The organism is Kribbella sp. NPDC003505 (assembly GCF_040610875.1).
Lineage (GTDB): Bacteria > Actinomycetota > Actinomycetes > Propionibacteriales > Kribbellaceae > Kribbella.
On record NZ_JBEXNA010000007.1, the window covers coordinates 363734 to 381819 of the forward strand.

General features: G+C 69.6%; 20 protein-coding genes. 10 read left to right on the top strand and 10 right to left on the bottom strand.

Annotated features, from left to right (window positions below):
• The first annotated feature begins 251 nt into the window (after nt 1–251).
• From ABZX12_RS25720 to ABZX12_RS25750, 7 genes are all read left to right on the top strand, one after another.
• On the top strand, nt 252–2372 hold the full coding sequence (locus tag ABZX12_RS25720; protein WP_355697048.1) for an alpha-galactosidase: 2121 nt from the start codon (nt 252–254) through the stop codon (nt 2370–2372).
• A gap of 165 nt (nt 2373–2537) precedes the next feature.
• Complete coding sequence (locus tag ABZX12_RS25725) at nt 2538–3380, top strand: sugar ABC transporter permease (RefSeq protein WP_355697050.1); 843 nt, start codon at nt 2538–2540, stop codon at nt 3378–3380.
• Nucleotides 3377–4258: a carbohydrate ABC transporter permease gene (locus tag ABZX12_RS25730; protein WP_355697052.1), complete on the top strand. Its 882-nt coding sequence runs from the start codon at nt 3377–3379 to the stop codon at nt 4256–4258. Before ABZX12_RS25725 ends, ABZX12_RS25730 begins: the two co-directional genes overlap by 4 nt.
• Nucleotides 4255–5613 (top strand): sugar ABC transporter substrate-binding protein, encoded by a 1359-nt coding sequence (locus tag ABZX12_RS25735; RefSeq protein WP_355697054.1) that lies wholly within the window; start codon nt 4255–4257, stop codon nt 5611–5613. Before ABZX12_RS25730 ends, ABZX12_RS25735 begins: the two co-directional genes overlap by 4 nt.
• A 170-nt stretch (nt 5614–5783) precedes the next feature.
• The gene (locus tag ABZX12_RS25740; protein WP_355697056.1) at nt 5784–6233 is read left to right on the top strand and encodes a DUF1707 domain-containing protein; all 450 of its coding nucleotides are present in this window, start codon (nt 5784–5786) and stop codon (nt 6231–6233) included.
• Nucleotides 6230–6643 carry a hypothetical protein gene (locus tag ABZX12_RS25745; protein ID WP_355697058.1) on the top strand — a complete coding sequence of 138 codons (414 nt, stop codon included), beginning with the start codon at nt 6230–6232 and terminating at the stop codon, nt 6641–6643. Before ABZX12_RS25740 ends, ABZX12_RS25745 begins: the two co-directional genes overlap by 4 nt.
• Nucleotides 6636–8087, top strand: coding sequence for a multicopper oxidase family protein (locus ABZX12_RS25750; RefSeq protein WP_355697059.1), 1452 nt, complete (start codon nt 6636–6638; stop codon nt 8085–8087). Before ABZX12_RS25745 ends, ABZX12_RS25750 begins: the two co-directional genes overlap by 8 nt.
• A 5-nt stretch (nt 8088–8092) precedes the next feature.
• On the opposite strand, the gene ABZX12_RS25755 is transcribed toward ABZX12_RS25750, so the two are convergent.
• From ABZX12_RS25755 to ABZX12_RS25765, 3 genes are read right to left on the bottom strand one after another with little or no spacing between them, the layout of a single operon-like run.
• A complete protein-coding gene (locus ABZX12_RS25755; protein ID WP_355697061.1) occupies nt 8093–8746 on the bottom strand; it encodes a TetR/AcrR family transcriptional regulator in 654 nt (217 codons plus the stop codon).
• Nucleotides 8736–9458 carry an ABC transporter permease subunit gene (locus ABZX12_RS25760; protein WP_355697063.1) on the bottom strand — a complete coding sequence of 241 codons (723 nt, stop codon included), beginning with the start codon at nt 9456–9458 and terminating at the stop codon, nt 8736–8738. The genes ABZX12_RS25755 and ABZX12_RS25760 overlap by 11 nt, the downstream gene beginning before the upstream one ends.
• Nucleotides 9455–10156, bottom strand: a complete 702-nt coding sequence (locus tag ABZX12_RS25765) for an ATP-binding cassette domain-containing protein (RefSeq protein WP_355697065.1) — start codon at nt 10154–10156, stop codon at nt 9455–9457. The genes ABZX12_RS25760 and ABZX12_RS25765 overlap by 4 nt, the downstream gene beginning before the upstream one ends.
• A gap of 132 nt (nt 10157–10288) precedes the next feature.
• Here ABZX12_RS25765 and ABZX12_RS25770 point away from each other — a divergent pair, with 132 nt between their 5' ends.
• Nucleotides 10289–11062 (top strand): hypothetical protein, encoded by a 774-nt coding sequence (locus ABZX12_RS25770; RefSeq protein ID WP_355697066.1) that lies wholly within the window; start codon nt 10289–10291, stop codon nt 11060–11062.
• Between the two features lie 2 nt (nt 11063–11064).
• Here the strand turns inward: ABZX12_RS25770 and ABZX12_RS25775 are convergent, their stop codons facing one another.
• The 6 genes from ABZX12_RS25775 to ABZX12_RS25800 all read right to left on the bottom strand — a co-directional run bounded on the left by ABZX12_RS25775 (nt 11065) and on the right by ABZX12_RS25800 (nt 15909).
• On the bottom strand, nt 11065–11244 hold the full coding sequence (locus ABZX12_RS25775) for a hypothetical protein (RefSeq protein ID WP_355697068.1): 180 nt from the start codon (nt 11242–11244) through the stop codon (nt 11065–11067).
• Nucleotides 11245–11328: 84 nt separating this feature from the next.
• Nucleotides 11329–12438: a sulfite oxidase gene (locus ABZX12_RS25780; protein WP_355697069.1), complete on the bottom strand. Its 1110-nt coding sequence runs from the start codon at nt 12436–12438 to the stop codon at nt 11329–11331.
• Nucleotides 12439–12498: 60 nt separating this feature from the next.
• The gene (locus ABZX12_RS25785) at nt 12499–13107 is read right to left on the bottom strand and encodes a response regulator transcription factor (protein WP_355697070.1); all 609 of its coding nucleotides are present in this window, start codon (nt 13105–13107) and stop codon (nt 12499–12501) included.
• 10 nt (nt 13108–13117) lie between these two features.
• Entirely contained in the window at nt 13118–14251 is a 1134-nt protein-coding gene (locus ABZX12_RS25790; protein ID WP_355697072.1) for a sensor histidine kinase, read from the bottom strand.
• A gap of 24 nt (nt 14252–14275) precedes the next feature.
• Nucleotides 14276–15010, bottom strand: a complete 735-nt coding sequence (locus ABZX12_RS25795) for an ABC transporter permease (protein WP_355697074.1) — start codon at nt 15008–15010, stop codon at nt 14276–14278.
• Entirely contained in the window at nt 15007–15909 is a 903-nt protein-coding gene (locus ABZX12_RS25800) for an ABC transporter ATP-binding protein (protein ID WP_355697076.1), read from the bottom strand. Before ABZX12_RS25800 ends, ABZX12_RS25795 begins: the two co-directional genes overlap by 4 nt.
• A 90-nt stretch (nt 15910–15999) precedes the next feature.
• Between ABZX12_RS25800 and ABZX12_RS25805 the strand changes: the two genes are divergently transcribed.
• Nucleotides 16000–16131, top strand: a complete 132-nt coding sequence (locus ABZX12_RS25805; protein WP_355697078.1) for a hypothetical protein — start codon at nt 16000–16002, stop codon at nt 16129–16131.
• A gap of 6 nt (nt 16132–16137) precedes the next feature.
• On the opposite strand, the gene ABZX12_RS25810 is transcribed toward ABZX12_RS25805, so the two are convergent.
• The gene (locus ABZX12_RS25810) at nt 16138–17100 is read right to left on the bottom strand and encodes an acetylxylan esterase (RefSeq protein WP_355697079.1); all 963 of its coding nucleotides are present in this window, start codon (nt 17098–17100) and stop codon (nt 16138–16140) included.
• A 41-nt stretch (nt 17101–17141) separates the two neighbouring features.
• Here ABZX12_RS25810 and ABZX12_RS25815 point away from each other — a divergent pair, with 41 nt between their 5' ends.
• The gene (locus ABZX12_RS25815; RefSeq protein WP_355697195.1) at nt 17142–18086 is read left to right on the top strand and encodes an aminoglycoside phosphotransferase family protein; all 945 of its coding nucleotides are present in this window, start codon (nt 17142–17144) and stop codon (nt 18084–18086) included.

Sequence of the window (18086 nt, forward strand, 5' to 3'; positions counted from 1 at the left end):
GCAACTGCCGGTGGGTATGCAGCAGGTGGTGTTGCGCGTCGCGGCGCGCCGAGGGCCAGGGCGGTATGGCGCAGCGCGGGGCGACCGGGAGGGTCGCCGGGATCGCCGCCGGGAAGCGGTTGCCAAAGCTGCTGTCCTGACAGCGATGTCAGCTCTAAGCTATTTACTTAACTTCGTGAAGCATTGACAACAAGCTCGGCGGGGTAAATAGTTCCGTCCTGAAATCAATCAGAAAGCAGAGTGAATCAACAGTGTCGAACATCGAGATTCTGCAGCTCCGCGCCGGCGGCGTCAGCCTGGTGCTGGACTGCTCCGGTCGCGGCCTCCCGTCCGTCCTGCACTGGGGCGCGGATCTGGGCGAGCTGACCGAGAACGCTCTGCTGGAGCTGCGCCGCGGCGCAGGTGCGGTGCAGGACGGCAACGGCCTGGACGAGAACCGTCCGATCGCGATCGTCCCGGAGTACTCGTCCGGCTGGTTCGGCCTTCCCGGCCTGAACGGGCACCGCGACGGCCAGGACTTCTCGGCGAGCTTCGAACTGACCAGCGTCGCGCAGACCGGCAACAGCGTGCGGGTCGACGCCTCCGACGCGAAGGCCGGTCTGCGACTGCAGCTGACCGTCGAGCTGACCGACTCCGGCCTGGTCAGGTCGCAGGCCGACCTGACCAACACCGGCACGACGCCGTACACGGTCGACGGGCTGTACCTGGCGCTGCCGGTGCCGACCGAGGCGACCGAGCTGCTCGACATGACCGGCCGGCACATCGGCGAGCGGCACCCGCAGCGGCACGCGTTCACCCAGGGCGCCCACATCCGCGACAACCGCCGCGGCCGCACCGGCGCCGACGCGACCCTCCTGCTGCTGGCCGGCACCGACAGCTTCGGCTTCCGCACCGGCGAGATCTGGGGCGTGCACACCGCCTGGAGCGGCAACCACCGTTCGTACGCCGAGCGCGGCATGAGCGGGTACGGCGTGATCGGCGGCGGCGAACTGCTGCTGCCAGGCGAGGGCCGCATCGCCCCGAACGGCACGTACGGCACCCCGTGGATCTACGGCTCGTACGGCGTCGGCCTCGACCAGGTCTCGCAGCGCTTCCACGACTACCTGCGCGCCCGCCCGAACCACCCGGCGACCGAGCGCCCGGTCGTCCTGAACACCTGGGAAGCGGTCTACTTCGACCTCGACCTGGACAAGCTCAAGGCGCTCGCGGACGCGGCCGCCGAGGTCGGCGCCGAGCGGTTCGTGCTGGACGACGGCTGGTTCCGCGGCCGCCGCGACGACCACGCCGGGCTCGGCGACTGGTACGTCGACGAGGGGATCTGGCCGAAGGGCCTGCACCCGCTGGTCGACCACGTGACCGGCCTCGGCCTGCAGTTCGGGCTCTGGGTCGAGCCGGAGATGGTGAACCCGGACTCCGACCTGGCCCGCGAGCACCCGGACTGGATCCTCGCCGCCGGCGACCGGATGCCGCCGACCGCCCGCCACCAGCAGGGCCTGAACCTCGGCGTCCCGGCGGCGTACGACTACATCCTCGAGCGGCTGGACAGCATCCTGTCCGAGTACGACATCGCGTACCTGAAGTGGGACCACAACCGCGACTTCGTCGACGGCGGCAACCAGCACACCGGGACCGCGGGCATCCACGAACAGACCCTGGCCGTGTACCGGCTGATCGACGAGCTGAAGCGCCGGCACCCGGGCCTCGAGATCGAGTCCTGCTCGTCCGGCGGCGCCCGCGTCGACCTCGGCATCCTGGAGCGCACCGACCGGATCTGGGGTAGTGACAGCAACGACGCGCTCGAGCGCCAGACCATCCAGCGCTACACCCAGCTCCTGCTGCCGCCGGAGCTGATCGGCTGCCACGTCGGCCCGCCGCGGGCGCACACCACCGGCCGCACACAGACGCTGTCGTTCCGCGCGATCACCGCGTTGTTCGGTCACTTCGGCATCGAGTGGGACATCGCGTCGGCCAGTGCCGAGGAGCGCGCCGAGCTCAAGGGCTGGGTCGCGCTGCACAAGGAGCTGCGGCCGTTGCTGCACTCCGGCCGTGTGGTCCGCGCCGACCGTGGCCCTGAGGACGTGCTGGTGCACGGCGTCGTCGCGCAGGACGGTGCACGTGCCGTCTTCAGCGTCGTACAGACGAAGCAGTCGGTGACCTCGGCCGTCGGCCGGGTTCGCCTGCCCGGGCTCGACCCGACGCGGACGTACCGGATCAGCAAGGTCGCGACACCCGGGCCCGAGTCGCGGTCCACGGCCTGGTCGGCCGACGGTGGAAGCGTCGAACTGAACGGCGCCGCCCTCGCCTCGGTCGGTGTGCTGATGCCGGCGCAGTGGCCCGAGAGCGCGATCTTGCTGGACGTGACGGTGCTCTGAACACGGGGTCGGGTAAGCCCGCCCGATCGCCGGACCAGAGAAAACAGAGTAGGAGATCCCCCCGTGACCGCGACCACCAACGCTCCACCTACCAGTCAACGAAGTCACGGGGAACAGGCGGCGCCGCCGGGGAGGCGGCGCAGCCTGGGCGACCTCAAGGTCGCGATGATCTTCCTCGCTCCGGCCACGCTCGGCTTCGTCGTGTTCTACATCTGGCCGACGCTGCGCGGCGCGTACCTGAGCTTCACCGAGTACAGCCTGCTGTCGGCGCCGAAGTTCAACGGCCTGGCCAACTACGAGCGGATGCTCCACGACAGCTTCTTCTGGAACGCGCTCGTGGTCACGGTCGAGTACGTCGTGATCAACATCGGCGTGCAGACCGTGCTCGCGGTCGGCATCGCGATGGTGATGTACCGGCTGACCAAGTCGATCACGGTCCGCGCGGTCATCCTGGCGCCGTACCTGGTCGCGAACGTCGTCGTCGCGCTGGTCTGGTACTGGATGCTGGACTTCCAGGTCGGCATCGTGAACCAGGGGCTCAGCTGGCTCGGGATCGACCCGGTCGCGTTCTTCGGCGACTCGCACTGGGCGATCCCGACAGTCGCCGGGATCAACGTCTGGCGGCACATGGGGTACACCGCGCTGCTCGTGTTCGCGGGGCTGCAGACGATCCCGGCGTACGTCTACGAGGCCGCCGAGGTGGACGGGTCGACCGAGTGGAAGACGTTCTGGCGGATCACGCTGCCGCTGCTGCGGCCGGTCTTGGTGATGGTCCTGGTGGTCACCATGATCGGTTCGTTCCAGATCTTCGACACGGTCGCCGTGACCACGCAGGGCGGTCCGATCAACGCGACCCGGGTGATCTACTACTACATCTACGAGCGGGCGTTCACCCGGTTCGACTTCGGGTACGCGTCCGCGATGGCGCTGGTGCTGTTCGCGATCCTCGCCGTCGTGTCCCTGGTGCAGCTGCGGCTGCTGCGGGCCAAGGAGAGTGATCTCGCATGAGGCGGCAGGTGAGCGTCGGGCGTACGGTCGCCTGGGTGCTGTTGGTCATCCTGCTGATCGTCACGCTGTTCCCGTTCTACTGGATGTTGCGCACCGCCTTCTCCGACAACACCCAGCTGCCCGGCCACCCGGGGTCGCTGCTGCCGGTGGAGACCACGCTCGGCGCGTTCAAGCGCGTGCTCGGGCTGTCCACGATCGAGGAGGCGCAGGCCCAGGGCGGCTCCGGCGCCGCGGTCAACTTCTGGCTGTACCTGCGCAACTCGTTGGTGGTGGCAACCATCACCACGGTGTGTCAGGTGTTCTTCAGTGCGATGGCGGCGTACGCGTTCGCGCGGCTGCGCTGGCCAGGCCGGGACAAGGTGTTCGCGCTGTTCCTGGCCGCGCTGATGGTGCCGCCGATCTTCACCACGCTGCCCAACTTCGTGCTGATCAAGAACCTCGGGCTGCTGAACAGCTTCGCCGGCATCATCCTGCCGGGCGCGTTCATGACGCCGTTCGCGATCTTCTTCCTCCGGCAGTTCTTCCTCGGGATCAACCGGGAGCTGGAGGAGGCGGCGATGATCGACGGCGCCGGGCACCGGCGGATCTTCTTCGGGCTGATCATCCCGATGAGCGGCGCACCGATCGCGACGCTGGCGATCCTGACCTACATCAACTCGTGGAACGACTACTTCTGGCCGCTGCTGGTCGGTCAGCAGGAGAACGTGCGGGTGCTGACGGTCGCGCTGGGCGTGTTCCGGTCCCAGACGCCGCAGGGCGGTCCGGACTGGGCGGGCCTGATGGCGGCGACGCTGATCGCGGCGCTGCCGATGATCATCTTGTTCCTGGCGTTCGCCAAGCGGATCACGAACTCCATCGGCTTCTCGGGGATCAAATGACGAACCTCTCTCGCAGGACCCTGCTGAAGGCCGGACTGGCCGCGCTCGCCGTACCGTCGGTTGCCGCGTGCAACAACGGGGCGGCGGCCCGCGGCGACGGCGAAATCATCTACTGGCTCTGGGACTCCGCACAGCTGCCGATGTACACCGAGTGCGCGAAGGTGTTCCACGAGCAGAACCCGCAGTACTCGGTGAAGATCGAGCAGTACGGCTGGAACGACTACTGGTCGAAGCTGGTCACCGGGTTCATCTCGGACACCGCACCGGACGTGTTCACCGGGCACTCGTCGAAGTACCCGCTGTTCGCGGACAAGGGGCAGGTGCTGCCGATCGACGACTACGTGTCCCGCGACAACGTCGATCTGAGCATCTACCAGAAGGGCTTGGCGGACCGCTGGATCGGCAACGACGGCAAGCGGTACGGCCTGCCGAAGGACTGGGACACCGAGGTCTACTTCTACAACAGCGCGTTCACCGAGGCGGCCGGGATCAGTACCGAGCAGCTCAACTCGATGACGTGGAACTCGCAGGACGGCGGCACCTTCGAGCAGATCGTCCGCCGGCTGACGGTGGACTCCAAGGGCCGCCGCGGCGACCAGCCGGGCTTCGACAAGGACAACGTCAAGGTCTACGGACTCGGGTACGGCGACGCCGGCGGCGGTGACGGTCAGACCAGCTGGAGCTGGTACGCCGCGAGCAACGGCTGGAAGTACTCCGAGGGTGAACCGTGGGGGACGAAGTTCTTCTACGGCGACCCGAAGTTCACCGAGACGATCGGGTGGTGGCGCTCGCTGATCACCAAGGGATACATGCCGACGTACGCGCAGGCGAAGTCCGGTGTGGACGTGACCACCTCGTTCGGTGCCGGCAAGTACGCGATCACGCCGAACGGGTCCTGGATGCTCGGCACGTACGGCGGGCTGAAGCAGGTGAAGACCAAGCTTGCCCGGCTGCCGGTCGGTCCGGTCGGCAAGCGGATGTCGATGATGAACGGGCTCGCGGACACGATCTGGGCCGGTACCACCCGGCGGGACGCGTCCTGGGCGTGGGTGAAGTTCCTCGGCTCGCAGACCGCGCAGGACATCGTCGCGAAGGCCGGCGTGGTGTTCCCGGCGGTGGCGGCGAGCATGCCGGCGGCGAAGGCGGCGTTCGCGAAGAGCGGGTGGGACGTGACACCGTTCCTGGAACCGGTCGAGGCGGGTGACGTGTTCGCGTACCCGGCCAACCCGAACGCGGCCGACGTGACCGCGGTGATGACGCCGGCGATGGACGCGGTGATGTCGTTCGAGGCCGAACCGGCGTCGCTCGCGAAGGCGAACGACGAGGTGAACCAGATCCTGTCGGCGAACAGCTGAGGGTTGTCCCTGGGACGGTCTACGCCCGGGGGAGTACGTCGTACTGCGTCCTGCGGTGCAGCGTGCTCCTCCGGGGGTAGTGGAGGTGTCGCCGCGGGGCCGACGCGGTGAAAGGGGTCTGAAAGCCAGTCTTGGTGCCGTTGGAAGATCCACGAGCACCGAGGAGTGTCATGAACGACGAGAGGCCGGGCGGATCGATCCGCATCGGCGACAGTGAGCGTGAGGACGCTGTCAAGCGTCTGGGCGAGCATTACGAAGCCGGCCGGCTGAGCGCCGAGGAACACTCGGAGCGCGTCGACCAGGCCCTCCGCGCCAGAACCGGCGCGGACCTGAATGCCCTGTTCGCGGACCTGCCGGGCCCGGCTGCCGACACCGCGAGTGCGGGTACCCGACGTGAAGGGTCCGCCGGACCGGGCTGGTCCGGCGGTCGGCCGCCGTGGGCTGCGCGCGGGCCCTTGGGCCGCATCCCGCTGCCGTTGCTGATGCTGCTCGGTGTGTTCGCCGTGCTGGCCTCGGTCGGGTGTGTCGTGGGCGGTGGGCATCCGCCGGTGCTGCCGTTGCTGCTGATCGTGGGGGCCGTGCTGTTCGTGCGGAAGCGGCGGACGGAGCGGCGGGCATGAGGAACGTGTACCGCGTCCTGGGGCTGCTGATCGCGGTCGCGGTCGTCCTGCAGGTCGCCTCGATCGCGCTCGCCGGTTTCACGATCGCGAAGGACGCCGACGACGGCACCTCGATCGGCGCCGACTACAGCAACTTCGGGCAGAGCTACCACAGCATCGCCGGCTCGGTGATCGCGCTGCTCGCGCTGGCCTTCCTGATCGTGTCGTTCCTGACCGACGTCCCGCGCGGCCGGGTGCTGGCCGGGATCGTGGTCGGCCTGGTGGTCCTGCAGTTCCTGCTCGCGGTGGTGTCCTTCGGGGTGCCGGCGCTCGGCCTGCTGCACGGCATCAACGGGCTCGCGATCGCCGGTGTGGCGAGTGCGGGCGCGCGGCGGGCCGTCGTACCGAAGCAGCCTGTGACCAGTGCCTGACGTCAAGAAGCGCCGGTGGGGCCGGCTGCTCGCCCTGGGGATCACTCTGGCGGTCCTCGTGCCGCTCGGGTACCTCTGGGCGACCAGCCTCGTCCCGGGGGAGTACAACCCGGCCGAGATGGGGTACGCCGACTACGGCGGCGGCCCGTCGTCAGGCCACGAACACCACCAGGGCGGAATGAGCGTGGCGGACCTGACCGGACCGAAGACGGGGACGCCGGACGTGGACGTCACCCTGGTCGCGCGGAAGCAGAAGTTCCAGCTGGCGTCCGGCGAGACGGTCGACGGGTACACCCTGAACGGCGTCTCTCCGGGTCCGCTGATCCGGGCACGCGTCGGCGACCTCGTCCAGGTCACGCTGGTGAATGAGTCCGTCAAGGACGGCGCGACGCTGCACTGGCACGGGATCGACGTACCGAACGCCGAGGACGGGGTCGCCGGGGTGACACAGGACGCCGTACCGGTGGGCGGGAAGCACGTGTACCGGTTCAAGGCGGAGCAGGCCGGGACGTACTGGTACCACTCGCACCAGGTGTCGAGCGACGAGGTGAAGGGCGGGCTGTTCGGCTCGATCGTGATCGCGCCGCCGTCGCCCGGTGAGGTGGTGGCCGCGATCCACACGTACGACGGGAAGCGCACGATCAACGGCCGCACCGGGACCGCGAACGTCGACCTGAAGGCGGGTACGACGGCGCGCGTGCGGGTGATCAACACCGACAACGCGATCCTGCGGGTCGGCCTGACCGGGACGCCGTACAAGGTGGTCGCGGTCGACGGCCGGGACGTCCACGGGCCGGCAGCGGTCACGGCGGCGTTCCCGTTGGCGGCCGGTGCCCGCGTCGATCTGGAGGCGGTGGTGCCGGCGGGCGGGATGCGGCTCGTGGCCGGTACGTCGGCGTTGTCGCTCGGCATCGGTCCGGGTGACCCGGCGAAGGGCGAGCTGCCCGCGGAGACGGTTGATCTGCTGACCTACGGGACGGCGGCACCGATCGGTTTCGATCCGGCGGCGGCGGACCGGAACTTCGAGTACCGGATCGGGCGCCGGCCCGGGTTCCTGGACGGGGTGCCGGGGTTGTGGTGGACGATCAACGGCCACAAGTTCCCCGACGTACCGATGTTCATGGTCGCCGAGGGGGACGTGGTGCGGATGAAGATCTCCAACACCAGCGGGCAGGCGCACCCGATGCACCTGCACGGGCACCACGCGGTCGTCCTGTCCCGTAACGGGGTCGCGGCGACCGGCTCACCGTGGTGGGTCGACACCCTCGAGGTGGGCAACAAGGAGACGTACGAGATCGCCTTCGTCGCCGACAACCCCGGCCTCTGGATGGACCACTGCCACAACCTCCCGCACGCCTCCGAGGGGCTGATGACGCACCTGATGTACGAGGGCGTGAGTACGCCGTACCGCGTGGGCGGTGACTCGCACAACGAACCGGAGTAGCCGGCTCAGGCCCGTAGGCCCTGTCTGGTACCCAAGCCGGTGAGCAGCGTGCGGACGATGCCGGGGATCTCTGCGGTGAGGTCCTCCCGGGAGCGGCCGCCGATGATCGCGGAGAAGCCGAGCACCAGCGCCGGGCCGACGATCAGGTGGACCGCGGGATCGATGTCGAACTCCTCGAGCCGACCCAGCCGCTGCTCGCCCGCGAGGTACTCGGCGATCGGGTGATACATGCGCTGCGGGCCGTACGGCTGCTGATGGATCGCCTCGACGAACCTGTGCAGCAGCGACGGCTCGGACATCAGTCCGGCCGCGGTCGGCAGGGTCTCCGCGACCAGGTCGACCGCGGCCTGCGCGTACGCGACCAGGTTGTCTTCGACGGTCCCGGTGCCCGGCGCCGGCAGGTCGGCCTCGAAGCGCTCGACCGACCCGGCGTACCGGCGTACCAGGGCGGCGACCAGGAGTTCGTGCTTGCCGGCGAAGTAGTTATAGAGAACGCCGTCGGAAACGCCCGCTGCGCGGGCGATGTCGCGGGTCGTGATCCCGGCGACCTGGCGGTCGCCGAGCAGCTTCTCCGCGGTGTCGATCAGATGCTCGCGCAACGCGGTGGCCGGGTCGTCGCCGACCCGGCTCCGCACTGCTCTGGCACGTCTAGGAGACATCGCGCCTAACCGTAGTCGACACCGCCAGCGCGGCGAACAACAGTGCGTACGCCGCGAGCACGAGACCTCCTCCCCAGGGTGGAAGCAGGTCGATCCCCGGAGCCGGTACGTCCTCGAGGGCCAGTCCGCTGTTGAACGGCAGCCAGCGATCGAGGTCGCCGATCAGCTGGCCGACGATGCCTTCCACCAGCGCGAGCCAGGCCAAGGCGATCGCGACCGCACCGACGAGATTGCGTACCAGAGGGCCGAGGCCGACGCCGATGGCCGCGAAGCAGGCGTTCCAGATCACGCAGCCGACCAGGGTCTGCCAGACCGCACCGTCGGACAGATCGAGCGAACTTCCCTTGCCCGCCAGCCAGAGAGCGCTCGCCGTGCCGGCCACCAGCGAGCTGACGAGCCCGAACACGGCTCCCGCGATCGCGAAGGTCAAGAGCTTCGCGGTGATGACCCGGCCGCGTCGCGGCGTACCGAGATAGGTGTCGGTGATCGTCTTGTGCCGGTACTCGCCCGCGACACCGACGATGCCCAGTACCAGGGAGAACATCGAGACCAGTCCGGCGTGGCCGATCGCGCGTAGCGGTGTCGCCGGGTCGTCGAGGTTCGCGCCGCTGACGAAGAGCCCGCTCACCCCGGCGATCACCACCAGCTGGGCGGCAGCCAGCAGGAGCAGCGGGCTGCGGATCGTTCGTAGCTTCAGGAACTCGGATCTCATCGGTTGCTCCCGGTCAGGTCGAGGAAGGCGGTCTCGAGCGAGTCGCCTCCGAGAGTGTCGAGTGGGCCGGCGAACCGGAGCTGGCCGTCGCTGATGATCACCACTTGATCCACGACCTGTGCCACCTCGCTGAGCACGTGGCTGGAGACGAGGATCGCGCGTCCGTCCTTCGCCTCCCGTCGGAGCAGGTCGCGCAGCCAGGCGATCCCGGCCGGGTCGAGTCCGTTGGCGGGCTCGTCGAGGATCAGTACGGCGGGATCGCCGAGCAGCGCCGACGCCAGCCCGAGCCGCTGCCGCATGCCAAGTGAGTACCCGCCGACGCGACGGTCGGCGGCGTCGCTGAGACCGGCCAGTTCGAGAACCTCGTCGACTCGCCCGCCCGGCACGTCCGCCGTCTGCGCCAGGATCCGCAGGTGGTCGCGGCCGCGGCGGCCCGGGTGGAAACCGGTCGCCTCGAGTTGCGCCCCGACGACCCGGCGCGGGTGGCTGAGGTCGGCGTACCGCTTGCCGCCGATCAACGCCTCGCCGGCCGTCGGCCGCACCAGGCCGAGCGCCATCCGCAACGTCGTCGTCTTTCCTGACCCGTTGGGGCCCAGGAACCCACTGACCTGCCCGGCCGGTACGTCGAACGACAGGTCCTGCACCGCCCGCAGCGAGCCGAAATGTTTCGACAACCCCCGTACCACAACATCCGTCATGCGCAGCCTCCTTGTTATGAGCGCATGTTCATGAACAATCGCTCATGAGCGTACGCTCATAATTTGGGCAACCGCAACGGAGGGCATGGAACCGGCTGGTCACGGTCTGCGTCAGGTGCTCATGATGGTGCGATGAGCGACGACGACCTCCACGGCCGTCAGCAGGTGTTCTTGCTCGCGTTCTTCGTCACGGTCGGCGGTGGGCTGTACTTCGCCGGCTGGCTGAGCCGCCCGAGCTTCTTGTACGACAACCCGCTCGTGTGTGCGGCGATCGCGGGCGGGGCCTGTTATCCCGCCCGCTTCCTCGTCGAACTGTTCCCATGGTGGAAACGCCTCGAGCAGCCCAGCCGGCGCGCCCAGGCGCGTCGCGACCGGCGCCTCGAACAAGCCCTGGCCGAGGCGCGCGAGGCCGCCCGGCTCCGGCGGGAGGATGGCTCTCCCGGGGACGGCAGGCACCGACGGGCGGGGCGGAGACGGCTCAGCTGGGGCGAGCGCCTGATCAGGGCCGGTCGGCTGCTGGTCGGGCTGCCGATCGCGGTGGGGTCGTTGGCGATCGTGCCGTTGGGGATCGCGGCCGGGAACGACAACCAGCAGCTGGTCGCAGACGGACCGGTCCAGCAGGCCGTGGTCGTCTCGGTCGAGGAAGACAAGTGGTCCAAGTACGACGACGTGATCGTGAAAGTGGCCCGGCCGGGCGACGGTGTGCCGGTCGAGGTGGACGGCGGCAACGATCTCGACCCGAGGCCCGCGGTCGGCGACCGGATCGACGTGGTCGCCGACCCGGAGGACCTGTCGTACCTGATCGCCGCGGCGGTCGACTGGTCGACGCCCTGGTGGGCCTGGCCGCTCGGCATCATCATCAGCCTGCTGTGCCTCTGGATGGGCGTCGCGATCGCGTTCGGCTGAGGTCAGGAGGCCTGGCGGAGCGCCGCGAGGCGAGCGCAGGCTGCCTCCAGTGCCGCGGGCTGGGTTTCGTACGAACCCCACCAGAGCGGGTTGTCCGGTTGTGGGTCGAGTTCGTCGTCGACGTCGGCGTACCACTCGTCCGCGGTCCGGAAGATCCGCGCATGCAGCTGGTTGTCGTTCACCGCACCACTCCTGGAAGTGAGAACCGTGTACGTCTCCAGGATGTGACCGCGGTACGCCGGAACACGCCAGCGACACGCGGCGGTTCAGGTGACCAGGACCGTGATCCGCTGGGCGGTGTTGTTGCTGAAGCCGCCGCGGTTCCACTCGGCCTCGATCGGCTGCTCGTTCCCGGCGGCGTCGTACGCGCGGACCGTGAGCACGTGCTCGCCCGGCGTCGCCTCCCAGTCGTAGGCGAAGGCCCGCCAGGCGAGCTCGTCATTGCCGGTTTGATTGCCACGGGCATCCAATGTCGCCTCGTGCCAGTTCACGCCGGCGTCCGTGCTGACCTCGACACGCTCGATCGGCGCCCACCCGGACCAGGCCCGGCCGAACAGCGGAACGGTGCCGGCAGCAACGAACCGGTGCCGGCTCATGAAGTCCGGGAACCCCGGCGGGATCAGCAGTGCGCGCGGCTGGATCCGGGTGATCGCGGTCCCCGGGTCGTCCGCGTCGGTCCGGATCCGGTACGCGACGGAGTTCTGGAAGCCGTCGAACGCGTGGTCGATCACCTCGATCGACCGCAGCCACTTCACGCTGGCCATCCCGTACCAGCCCGGTACGACGAGGCGCAGCGGGTAACCGTGCTGTGGCGGCAGCGGCGCACCGTTCATCTCCCAGGCGACGATCGCTCCCGAGTCGATCGCCTCCGGCACCGACAGGCCGCGCTGGTAGTCCTGCTCGACCCCGCGCTCCACCCCGTGGTCCGCGCCGGTGAACACCACGTCCACGGCGTCCGCGCGCAGCCCGGCCAGCCGCAGCAGGTCGGCGAGCAGCACACCGGTCCACTCCGCCGTACCGACCGCCTCGGTCAACCACGGCTGACTGATCGGCCGCGGCTGCAGCGTCGCACGGCCGTTGCCGGCGCACTCCAACGTGACCCGGACGGTCCGGCGGCCCATCGCGCGCAACTCGGTCAGCCCGAACGACAACGGCTGCTCGACGCATCCGTCCACGCTCAGCATCCAGTCGCCCGCGTTCGTCGCCGGGATGTCGTAGTGCACCAGCACGTAATGCAGTCCCGGCGGCGTCACGTCGTACCGCAGACCCTCCAGGGGCATGCCGTGATTGCGCGCCGCCAGCTGCAACTCGTCGGCGGTGATCCCCTCACCCGTGTCCGCCAACCGCCCCCGGACGCTGAAACTCTCGATCGACATCGCAGATCGCCCCCCTCCCTTTCTCCCTCCCCTGAAGCAACCCTAGAGGTAGCGACCCGCCTACAACCAGCCGTTGTCCAGCGCGATCCGCGCGGCCTCGGCACGGGTCCGGGCGCCGGTCTTGCCGATCGCGGCGGAGAGATGGTTGCGGACGGTGCCCTCGGACAGGTGCAGCTCCTTGGCGATGTCGGCCACGGTGCCTCCCTCCCGGGCGGCTCGCAGTACGTCGGACTCGCGGCCCGTCAACGGGCTCGTCCCGGCCACCAAGGTCTCGGCGGCGAGCGACGGGTCGACCACGCGCAGCCCCTGGTGGACGCGTCGTACGGCGTCCGCGAGCTGCGTCGCCGGGGTGTCCTTGACGACGAACCCGGCGGCGCCGGCCTCCATCGCGCGGCGCAGGTACCCGGGCCGGCCGAACGTGGTCACCATCAGCACCCGCACGCCCGGTACGGCGGTGCGCAGCGCGGCGGCCGCCTCGATGCCGTCCAGCCCGGGCATCTCCACGTCGAGAAGCGCGACGTCCGGCCGGGCGTTCTTCGCCGCGTCGATCACCTCGTCGCCGCGCCCGACCTCGGACACCACCTCCAGGTCGGGCTCCAGGTCGAGCAGGGCGGCCAGGGCACCGCGGACCAGAGCCTGGTCGTCGGCGATCAGCAGTCGGATGCTCACCGCACCATCCTCACAGCCCGACGTTCATTGCCAGCCGGAACCCGCCGCCCGGCGCCTGACCGACCTGCACACTCGCACCGGCCTGGTCCGCCCGTTCGCGCAGCCCGACCAGCCCGTGGCCGGACGCGCCGCCGCCCGGCGTCGGGCCCTTGCCGTCGTCGAGTACTTCGATCTGCGTCGCCGAGATCCGGATCGTGCAGCGCTTCGCGCCGGAGTGCCGGACGACGTTCGTGACGCCTTCGCGCACCACCCAGGCGAACGGTTCGCGGTTCTCCTCGGGAACCTCGTCGACCGTGGTCGGCAGGTCCGCCTTGATCTCGGCGGCCTGCAGCGCGGCGCGCGCCGAGACCAGCTCACCGGCCAGGCTCAGCTCGCGATACCCGGCGACCGCCGCCCGGACGTCGGCCAGCGCGGCTCGTGCCAGGCTCTCGACGTCCGCGACCTCGGCGGCTGCCCGCGCCGGATTCGCCGCGATCAGCTTGCCGGCCAGCTCCGCCTTCACGGTGATGACCGTGAGCGAGTGGCCGAGGATGTCGTGCAGGTCCCGGGCGAACCGGTTCCGCTCCTCCTGGACGGCCAGCTCGGCCATGTCCTTGCGGGCCGCGTTCAGCTCCAGGCTGCGCTGGATCGCCCGACGCATCCCGAACACGGCCAGCGCGCCGAGGAAGATCGCGAACCCGTAGCTGCCGTCGTCGGTCCAGCCCGGCACGATCCGCATCGACAACTCGGCGCCGCCGAGCAGCAGCGCGACGATGCCGATCGCGATCCGGAGATCGACGGCCATCATCGCGACCGCGGAGATGTAGACCAGGCAGGTCAGCGCCTGCTGACCGGCCGCGGGCAGCATCAGCAGGCAGAGGGCGAGCATGCCGCCGAGGTACAGCAGGCGCTGCCAGGTCGGCATCCCCCCGGCGCCGAGGCCCACCCAGCGGACCCAGCCGAAGAAACCGAGGTACGACAGCGCGAACAGCGACAGCGTGACCAGACCGAGGACCCGGGTCGTTCCCTGCCGGTGGATGATCTCCTCGAACGGCTGGGACAGGTAGAACAACCAGACCCCGGCCGCCAGCCAGCCCCACCGCCCAGGTCCTGGGCGGCCTCCACGCTCGGCGAGCGCTTCCACAAGCGTCGGCGGTGTCTTCACGGTGGTCACGCTATCGCCCGATGCTCAGGCGCGGGCGGTGTCGGCGCGGAACCGGCGCAGGCCGATGAACCCGAGCGCGACGGTCCAGCCGAGCACCACCAGCAGCGCGTGGGTGTCCAGCCCGCCCTGCGCCAGCGCGCTCCGCGAGGTCTGACCGGTCCAGTAGGCCGGGGTGAGCTGGGCGATGTGCTTCATCACCGACGGCATCTGGTCGACCGGGAGCCACAGGCCGCCGAACGCCGCGATCAGCATCGTGCTCAGACCGGTGATCGGCTGGACGCTGTCCGGCTTCGCGATGTACCCGATGACCAGGCCGATCGCGGCGAACGGCAGTGCGCCGAGCCACGACACCAGCGCGACCGTCAGCCACTGGCCGGCGCTCAGGTGCACGTGGCCGAACGTCATGCCGCACAGGAACACGACGACCAGCGGCGGGATCGCGAGCAGCAGGCTCAGGATCACCTTGTTGACGACGTACGCCTGCGGCTTCAGCGGGGTGAGTCGCAACGTGCGGTTCCAGCCCCCGTCGCGCTCGGCCGCGATCACACCACCGCTGCTCATCGCCGCGGACATCGAGCCGAACATCGCCATACTGACCATCACGTACGCGATCGCGGAGATCCCGGCCTCGTTGGCGTCCTGCGGGATCGTCAGGCCGAAGATCAGGAACAGCACCAGCGGCATCAGGATCGAGAAGATCAGCACCCGCCGGTTCCGCAGCGTGCGGCGGATGTCGAAGATCAGGTAGTCGCGGTTCATGCCAGGCTCTCCTCTTGGGCCGCGCTGATCGCGAGGACGGCGTCCTCGAGGTCGGCGGACGTCACTTCGATGTCGTGGGCGCTCGTGTTCTCGAGCAGGTGGCGCAGAGTGCCGTCGGAATCGCCGCACTGCAGCAGCACGACGTCACCGCGGGTCTCGACGTTGCGGACGCCGGGCAGCGACGCGAGCGCGGCCAGGTCGGCGCCCGGGATCGTGGCCCGGATGGTGCGGCCGGACACGCTCGCCTTGATCTGCGCGGCGGTGCCGTCGGCAACGACCTTGCCGCTGCGCATCAGCACCACGCGATCGGCGTACGAGTCCGCCTCCTCCAGGTAGTGGGTCGCGAACAGGACCGTCCGGCCGCGGGCGGTCTCGGCGTGCATCGACGCCCAGAAGTCGCGGCGGGACTCGACATCCATCCCGGTCGTCGGCTCGTCCAGCACGATCAGGTCCGGCTGCGGGATGATCGCCATCGCGAACCGCACCCGCTGCTTCTGGCCGCCGGACAGGGCCTTCATCGTCCGTTTGGTGAGGTCCGCGATCCCGGCCCGCTCCAGAGCTTCCGGTACCGGCATCGGGTCGTTGTGCAGGCCGGCCACCAGTTCCAGCAGCTCGCCGACCTTGGCGTCCTCGATGATGCCGCCGCTCTGCAGCATCACGCCGACCTGGCCCTTGGCGATCGCGTCCGTCGGCGTACCGCCGTACACCTGGACGGCGCCCTGGTCCGGCTTGACCAGACCGAGCAGCATCTCGATCGTGGTCGACTTGCCGGCCCCGTTCGGCCCCAGCAACGCCACCACCTCACCGGCTCGGATGCTCAGATCCACCCCGGCGACGGCCTGCACGTCCGCATACCTCTTGGTCACACCCCGCAGGCTGACCGCAGTCGTTGTCGTCATACCCAGAAGCCTGCTGGACCAGCGCGCCACACCCCTGGATCGCTCGTCACGACGCACCCATGACATCCGTCAGCCGAAACCCTGTGAGGGATGCTGTCCAGCGACGAGGTGACCGATCAGGTCCGTGCGACCTTCAAGCGCACCGGCCTGCGCGCCAGGCTGATCCACACCGACCTGACCGACGACCAGGAAGCCGCCATTCACGAGATGTTCGGGAACTGACCGGACTCATCCGCGGTTCGCGAAGTCCAGCACGTACCGCCAGTCTTCCTCGAGCAGGTCGTGGTCGCCGGGGCGAAGGTGGTAGCCGATGGCGTTCGGGGGGAAGGACGGGCGGGCGGCTGTGACCGCCAGATACTCGCCGATCGGGTCGGCCCAGGCATCGGCTTCGGCGCTGGTGATGGCGACGCGGCGTGGGGCGATGCTTGCGAGGAGCTGGTGCTGGTCGACGGGGAGGTCGTTCTCGTGGCGGGCGTACGCGGCGAACGACGGGACGAACCAGTGCGGGAACTTCGTGGTGATCGCCGCGATGTCCTCGCCGGCCGGGTGCCGGAACAGCGCCGCGCCGCAGCAGCCGGAGCCGTTCGCGGCCGTCACGGCGAAGCGGTCGTCCTGCGCTCCCGCCCAGAGTGCGGCCTTCCCGAGCCGCGAGTGGCCGAGCGCGACCGCGCCCGCCGTGTCGACGCCTGGGATGCGCCCGGCGATGTCGAGCAGCCGGCACAGGCCCCACGCCCAGGCCGCGACCGCGCCCCAGGTCTCGTTGGGGAACAGCGCGCGTACGCCAGGCGCGGCCGGTGCCGGGTCGTCGGGCTCGATCTGCTGGTAGTCGACGGTGAGTACGGCGTACCCGGCTGCGATCGCCGTCGCGTACGGCCAGGTCTCGATCGTCTCGTCGTTGCCCTTGAAGTTGAGCACCACGACGACCGGCGCGGCACCAGCACCGGCCGGCCGGTGGGTGAGCGTGTCGAGTACGACGTCGCCGAGCGGACACGCGATCACCGCGCGGTGCCGCAACCGGTCGGCCGCGCCGTCGAGTACGCCGTCGTCGCGCGAACGCAGGACCAACTCGGTCAGCTCACCACCGTCCGGCGTACGGCCGTAGATCGTGTCCGCGAACTCGCCGACAACATCAGATCCGGCGGCCGGCAGCGACGGTACGACGGCGCGCTGCCACTCCTCAGGAAGCTCCACGAGGTCAATACTCTAGTCGGGCTCGGGGAAATCGGTTGACCGTGCGCGTGGCGGGTGTGAAGGTCGCGGGCGTGACGGGTGTGCCGAAGCTGCATGACGACGAGGTGCGGATCGACGCTGCCGTGGTGGAACGGCTGCTGGCCGAGCAGTTCCCGCGGTGGGCCGGATTGCCGGTGCGCGTGGTCGAGCGATCGGGCACCGACAATGTCACCTTCCGCGTCGGCGACGACCTGGCGGTCCGGTTGCCGCGCACAGTACGCAACCAGGGGCAGGTCGAGAAGGACCTGGCCTGGATGCCGCGTCTGGCGCCGCACGTCTCGCTGCCGATCCCGGAGCCGCTGGAGCTCGGGCGGCCCTCCGAGGACTATCCGTTCACCTGGGGCGTCTACCGGTGGTTGCCTGGGGCACCGTTCACGCCCGGGTCCGTTGCCGGCGTGCGAGCGGCGCAGCAGCTGGCCGCCTTCGTGCGGACGCTGCGCGAGGTGGACACCACCGGTGCGCCGGTGCCGGACGGCGACCCGTTCACCCGCGGTACGCCGCTGGCGCCGCGTGACGTGATGTTCCGCGAGGCGCTGGACCAGCTGAAGGAGCACTTCGACACCGGTCTGCTCACGGCCGCGTGGGAGGAGTCGCTGGCGGCCGACACCTGGGACGGCGTACCGCGGTGGATCCACGGCGACCTGATGGCCGGCAACCTATTGGTTGCTAATGGCAATCTCTCGGCGGTGATCGACTTCGGCACCGCCAGTGCGGCCGACCCCGCCGGCGACGTACTACCCGCGTGGTGGCTGTTCGAGGGCCAGTCCCGGGCGGCGTACCGCGACGCTCTCGAGATCGACGAGGCGACGTGGCTCCGGGCCCGCGGCTGGGCGCTGTCCCTGGTCGTCATCGCGATCCCGTACTACCTGGACCGCCGCCCCGGCACCCTCGCGGACGGCCAGGAATCCGTCGCCGACATCCTGAGCGACGTCACGTCGAGCGCCTGA

Coding starts and splice junctions, on each gene's coding strand:
- ABZX12_RS25730 (WP_355697052.1), top strand. CDS start 3,377: ATGAGGCGGCAGGTGAGCGTCGGGCGTACGGTCGCCTGGGTGCTGTTG.
- ABZX12_RS25770 (WP_355697066.1), top strand. CDS start 10,289: ATGAGCGACGACGACCTCCACGGCCGTCAGCAGGTGTTCTTGCTCGCG.
- ABZX12_RS25745 (WP_355697058.1), top strand. CDS start 6,230: ATGAGGAACGTGTACCGCGTCCTGGGGCTGCTGATCGCGGTCGCGGTC.
- ABZX12_RS25765 (WP_355697065.1), bottom strand. CDS start 10,156: ATGACGGATGTTGTGGTACGGGGGTTGTCGAAACATTTCGGCTCGCTG.
- ABZX12_RS25800 (WP_355697076.1), bottom strand. CDS start 15,909: ATGACGACAACGACTGCGGTCAGCCTGCGGGGTGTGACCAAGAGGTAT.
- ABZX12_RS25735 (WP_355697054.1), top strand. CDS start 4,255: ATGACGAACCTCTCTCGCAGGACCCTGCTGAAGGCCGGACTGGCCGCG.
- ABZX12_RS25795 (WP_355697074.1), bottom strand. CDS start 15,010: ATGAACCGCGACTACCTGATCTTCGACATCCGCCGCACGCTGCGGAAC.
- ABZX12_RS25725 (WP_355697050.1), top strand. CDS start 2,538: ATGATCTTCCTCGCTCCGGCCACGCTCGGCTTCGTCGTGTTCTACATC.
- ABZX12_RS25780 (WP_355697069.1), bottom strand. CDS start 12,438: ATGTCGATCGAGAGTTTCAGCGTCCGGGGGCGGTTGGCGGACACGGGT.
- ABZX12_RS25740 (WP_355697056.1), top strand. CDS start 5,784: ATGAACGACGAGAGGCCGGGCGGATCGATCCGCATCGGCGACAGTGAG.
- ABZX12_RS25805 (WP_355697078.1), top strand. CDS start 16,000: ATGCTGTCCAGCGACGAGGTGACCGATCAGGTCCGTGCGACCTTCAAG.
- ABZX12_RS25760 (WP_355697063.1), bottom strand. CDS start 9,458: ATGAGATCCGAGTTCCTGAAGCTACGAACGATCCGCAGCCCGCTGCTC.
- ABZX12_RS25755 (WP_355697061.1), bottom strand. CDS start 8,746: ATGTCTCCTAGACGTGCCAGAGCAGTGCGGAGCCGGGTCGGCGACGAC.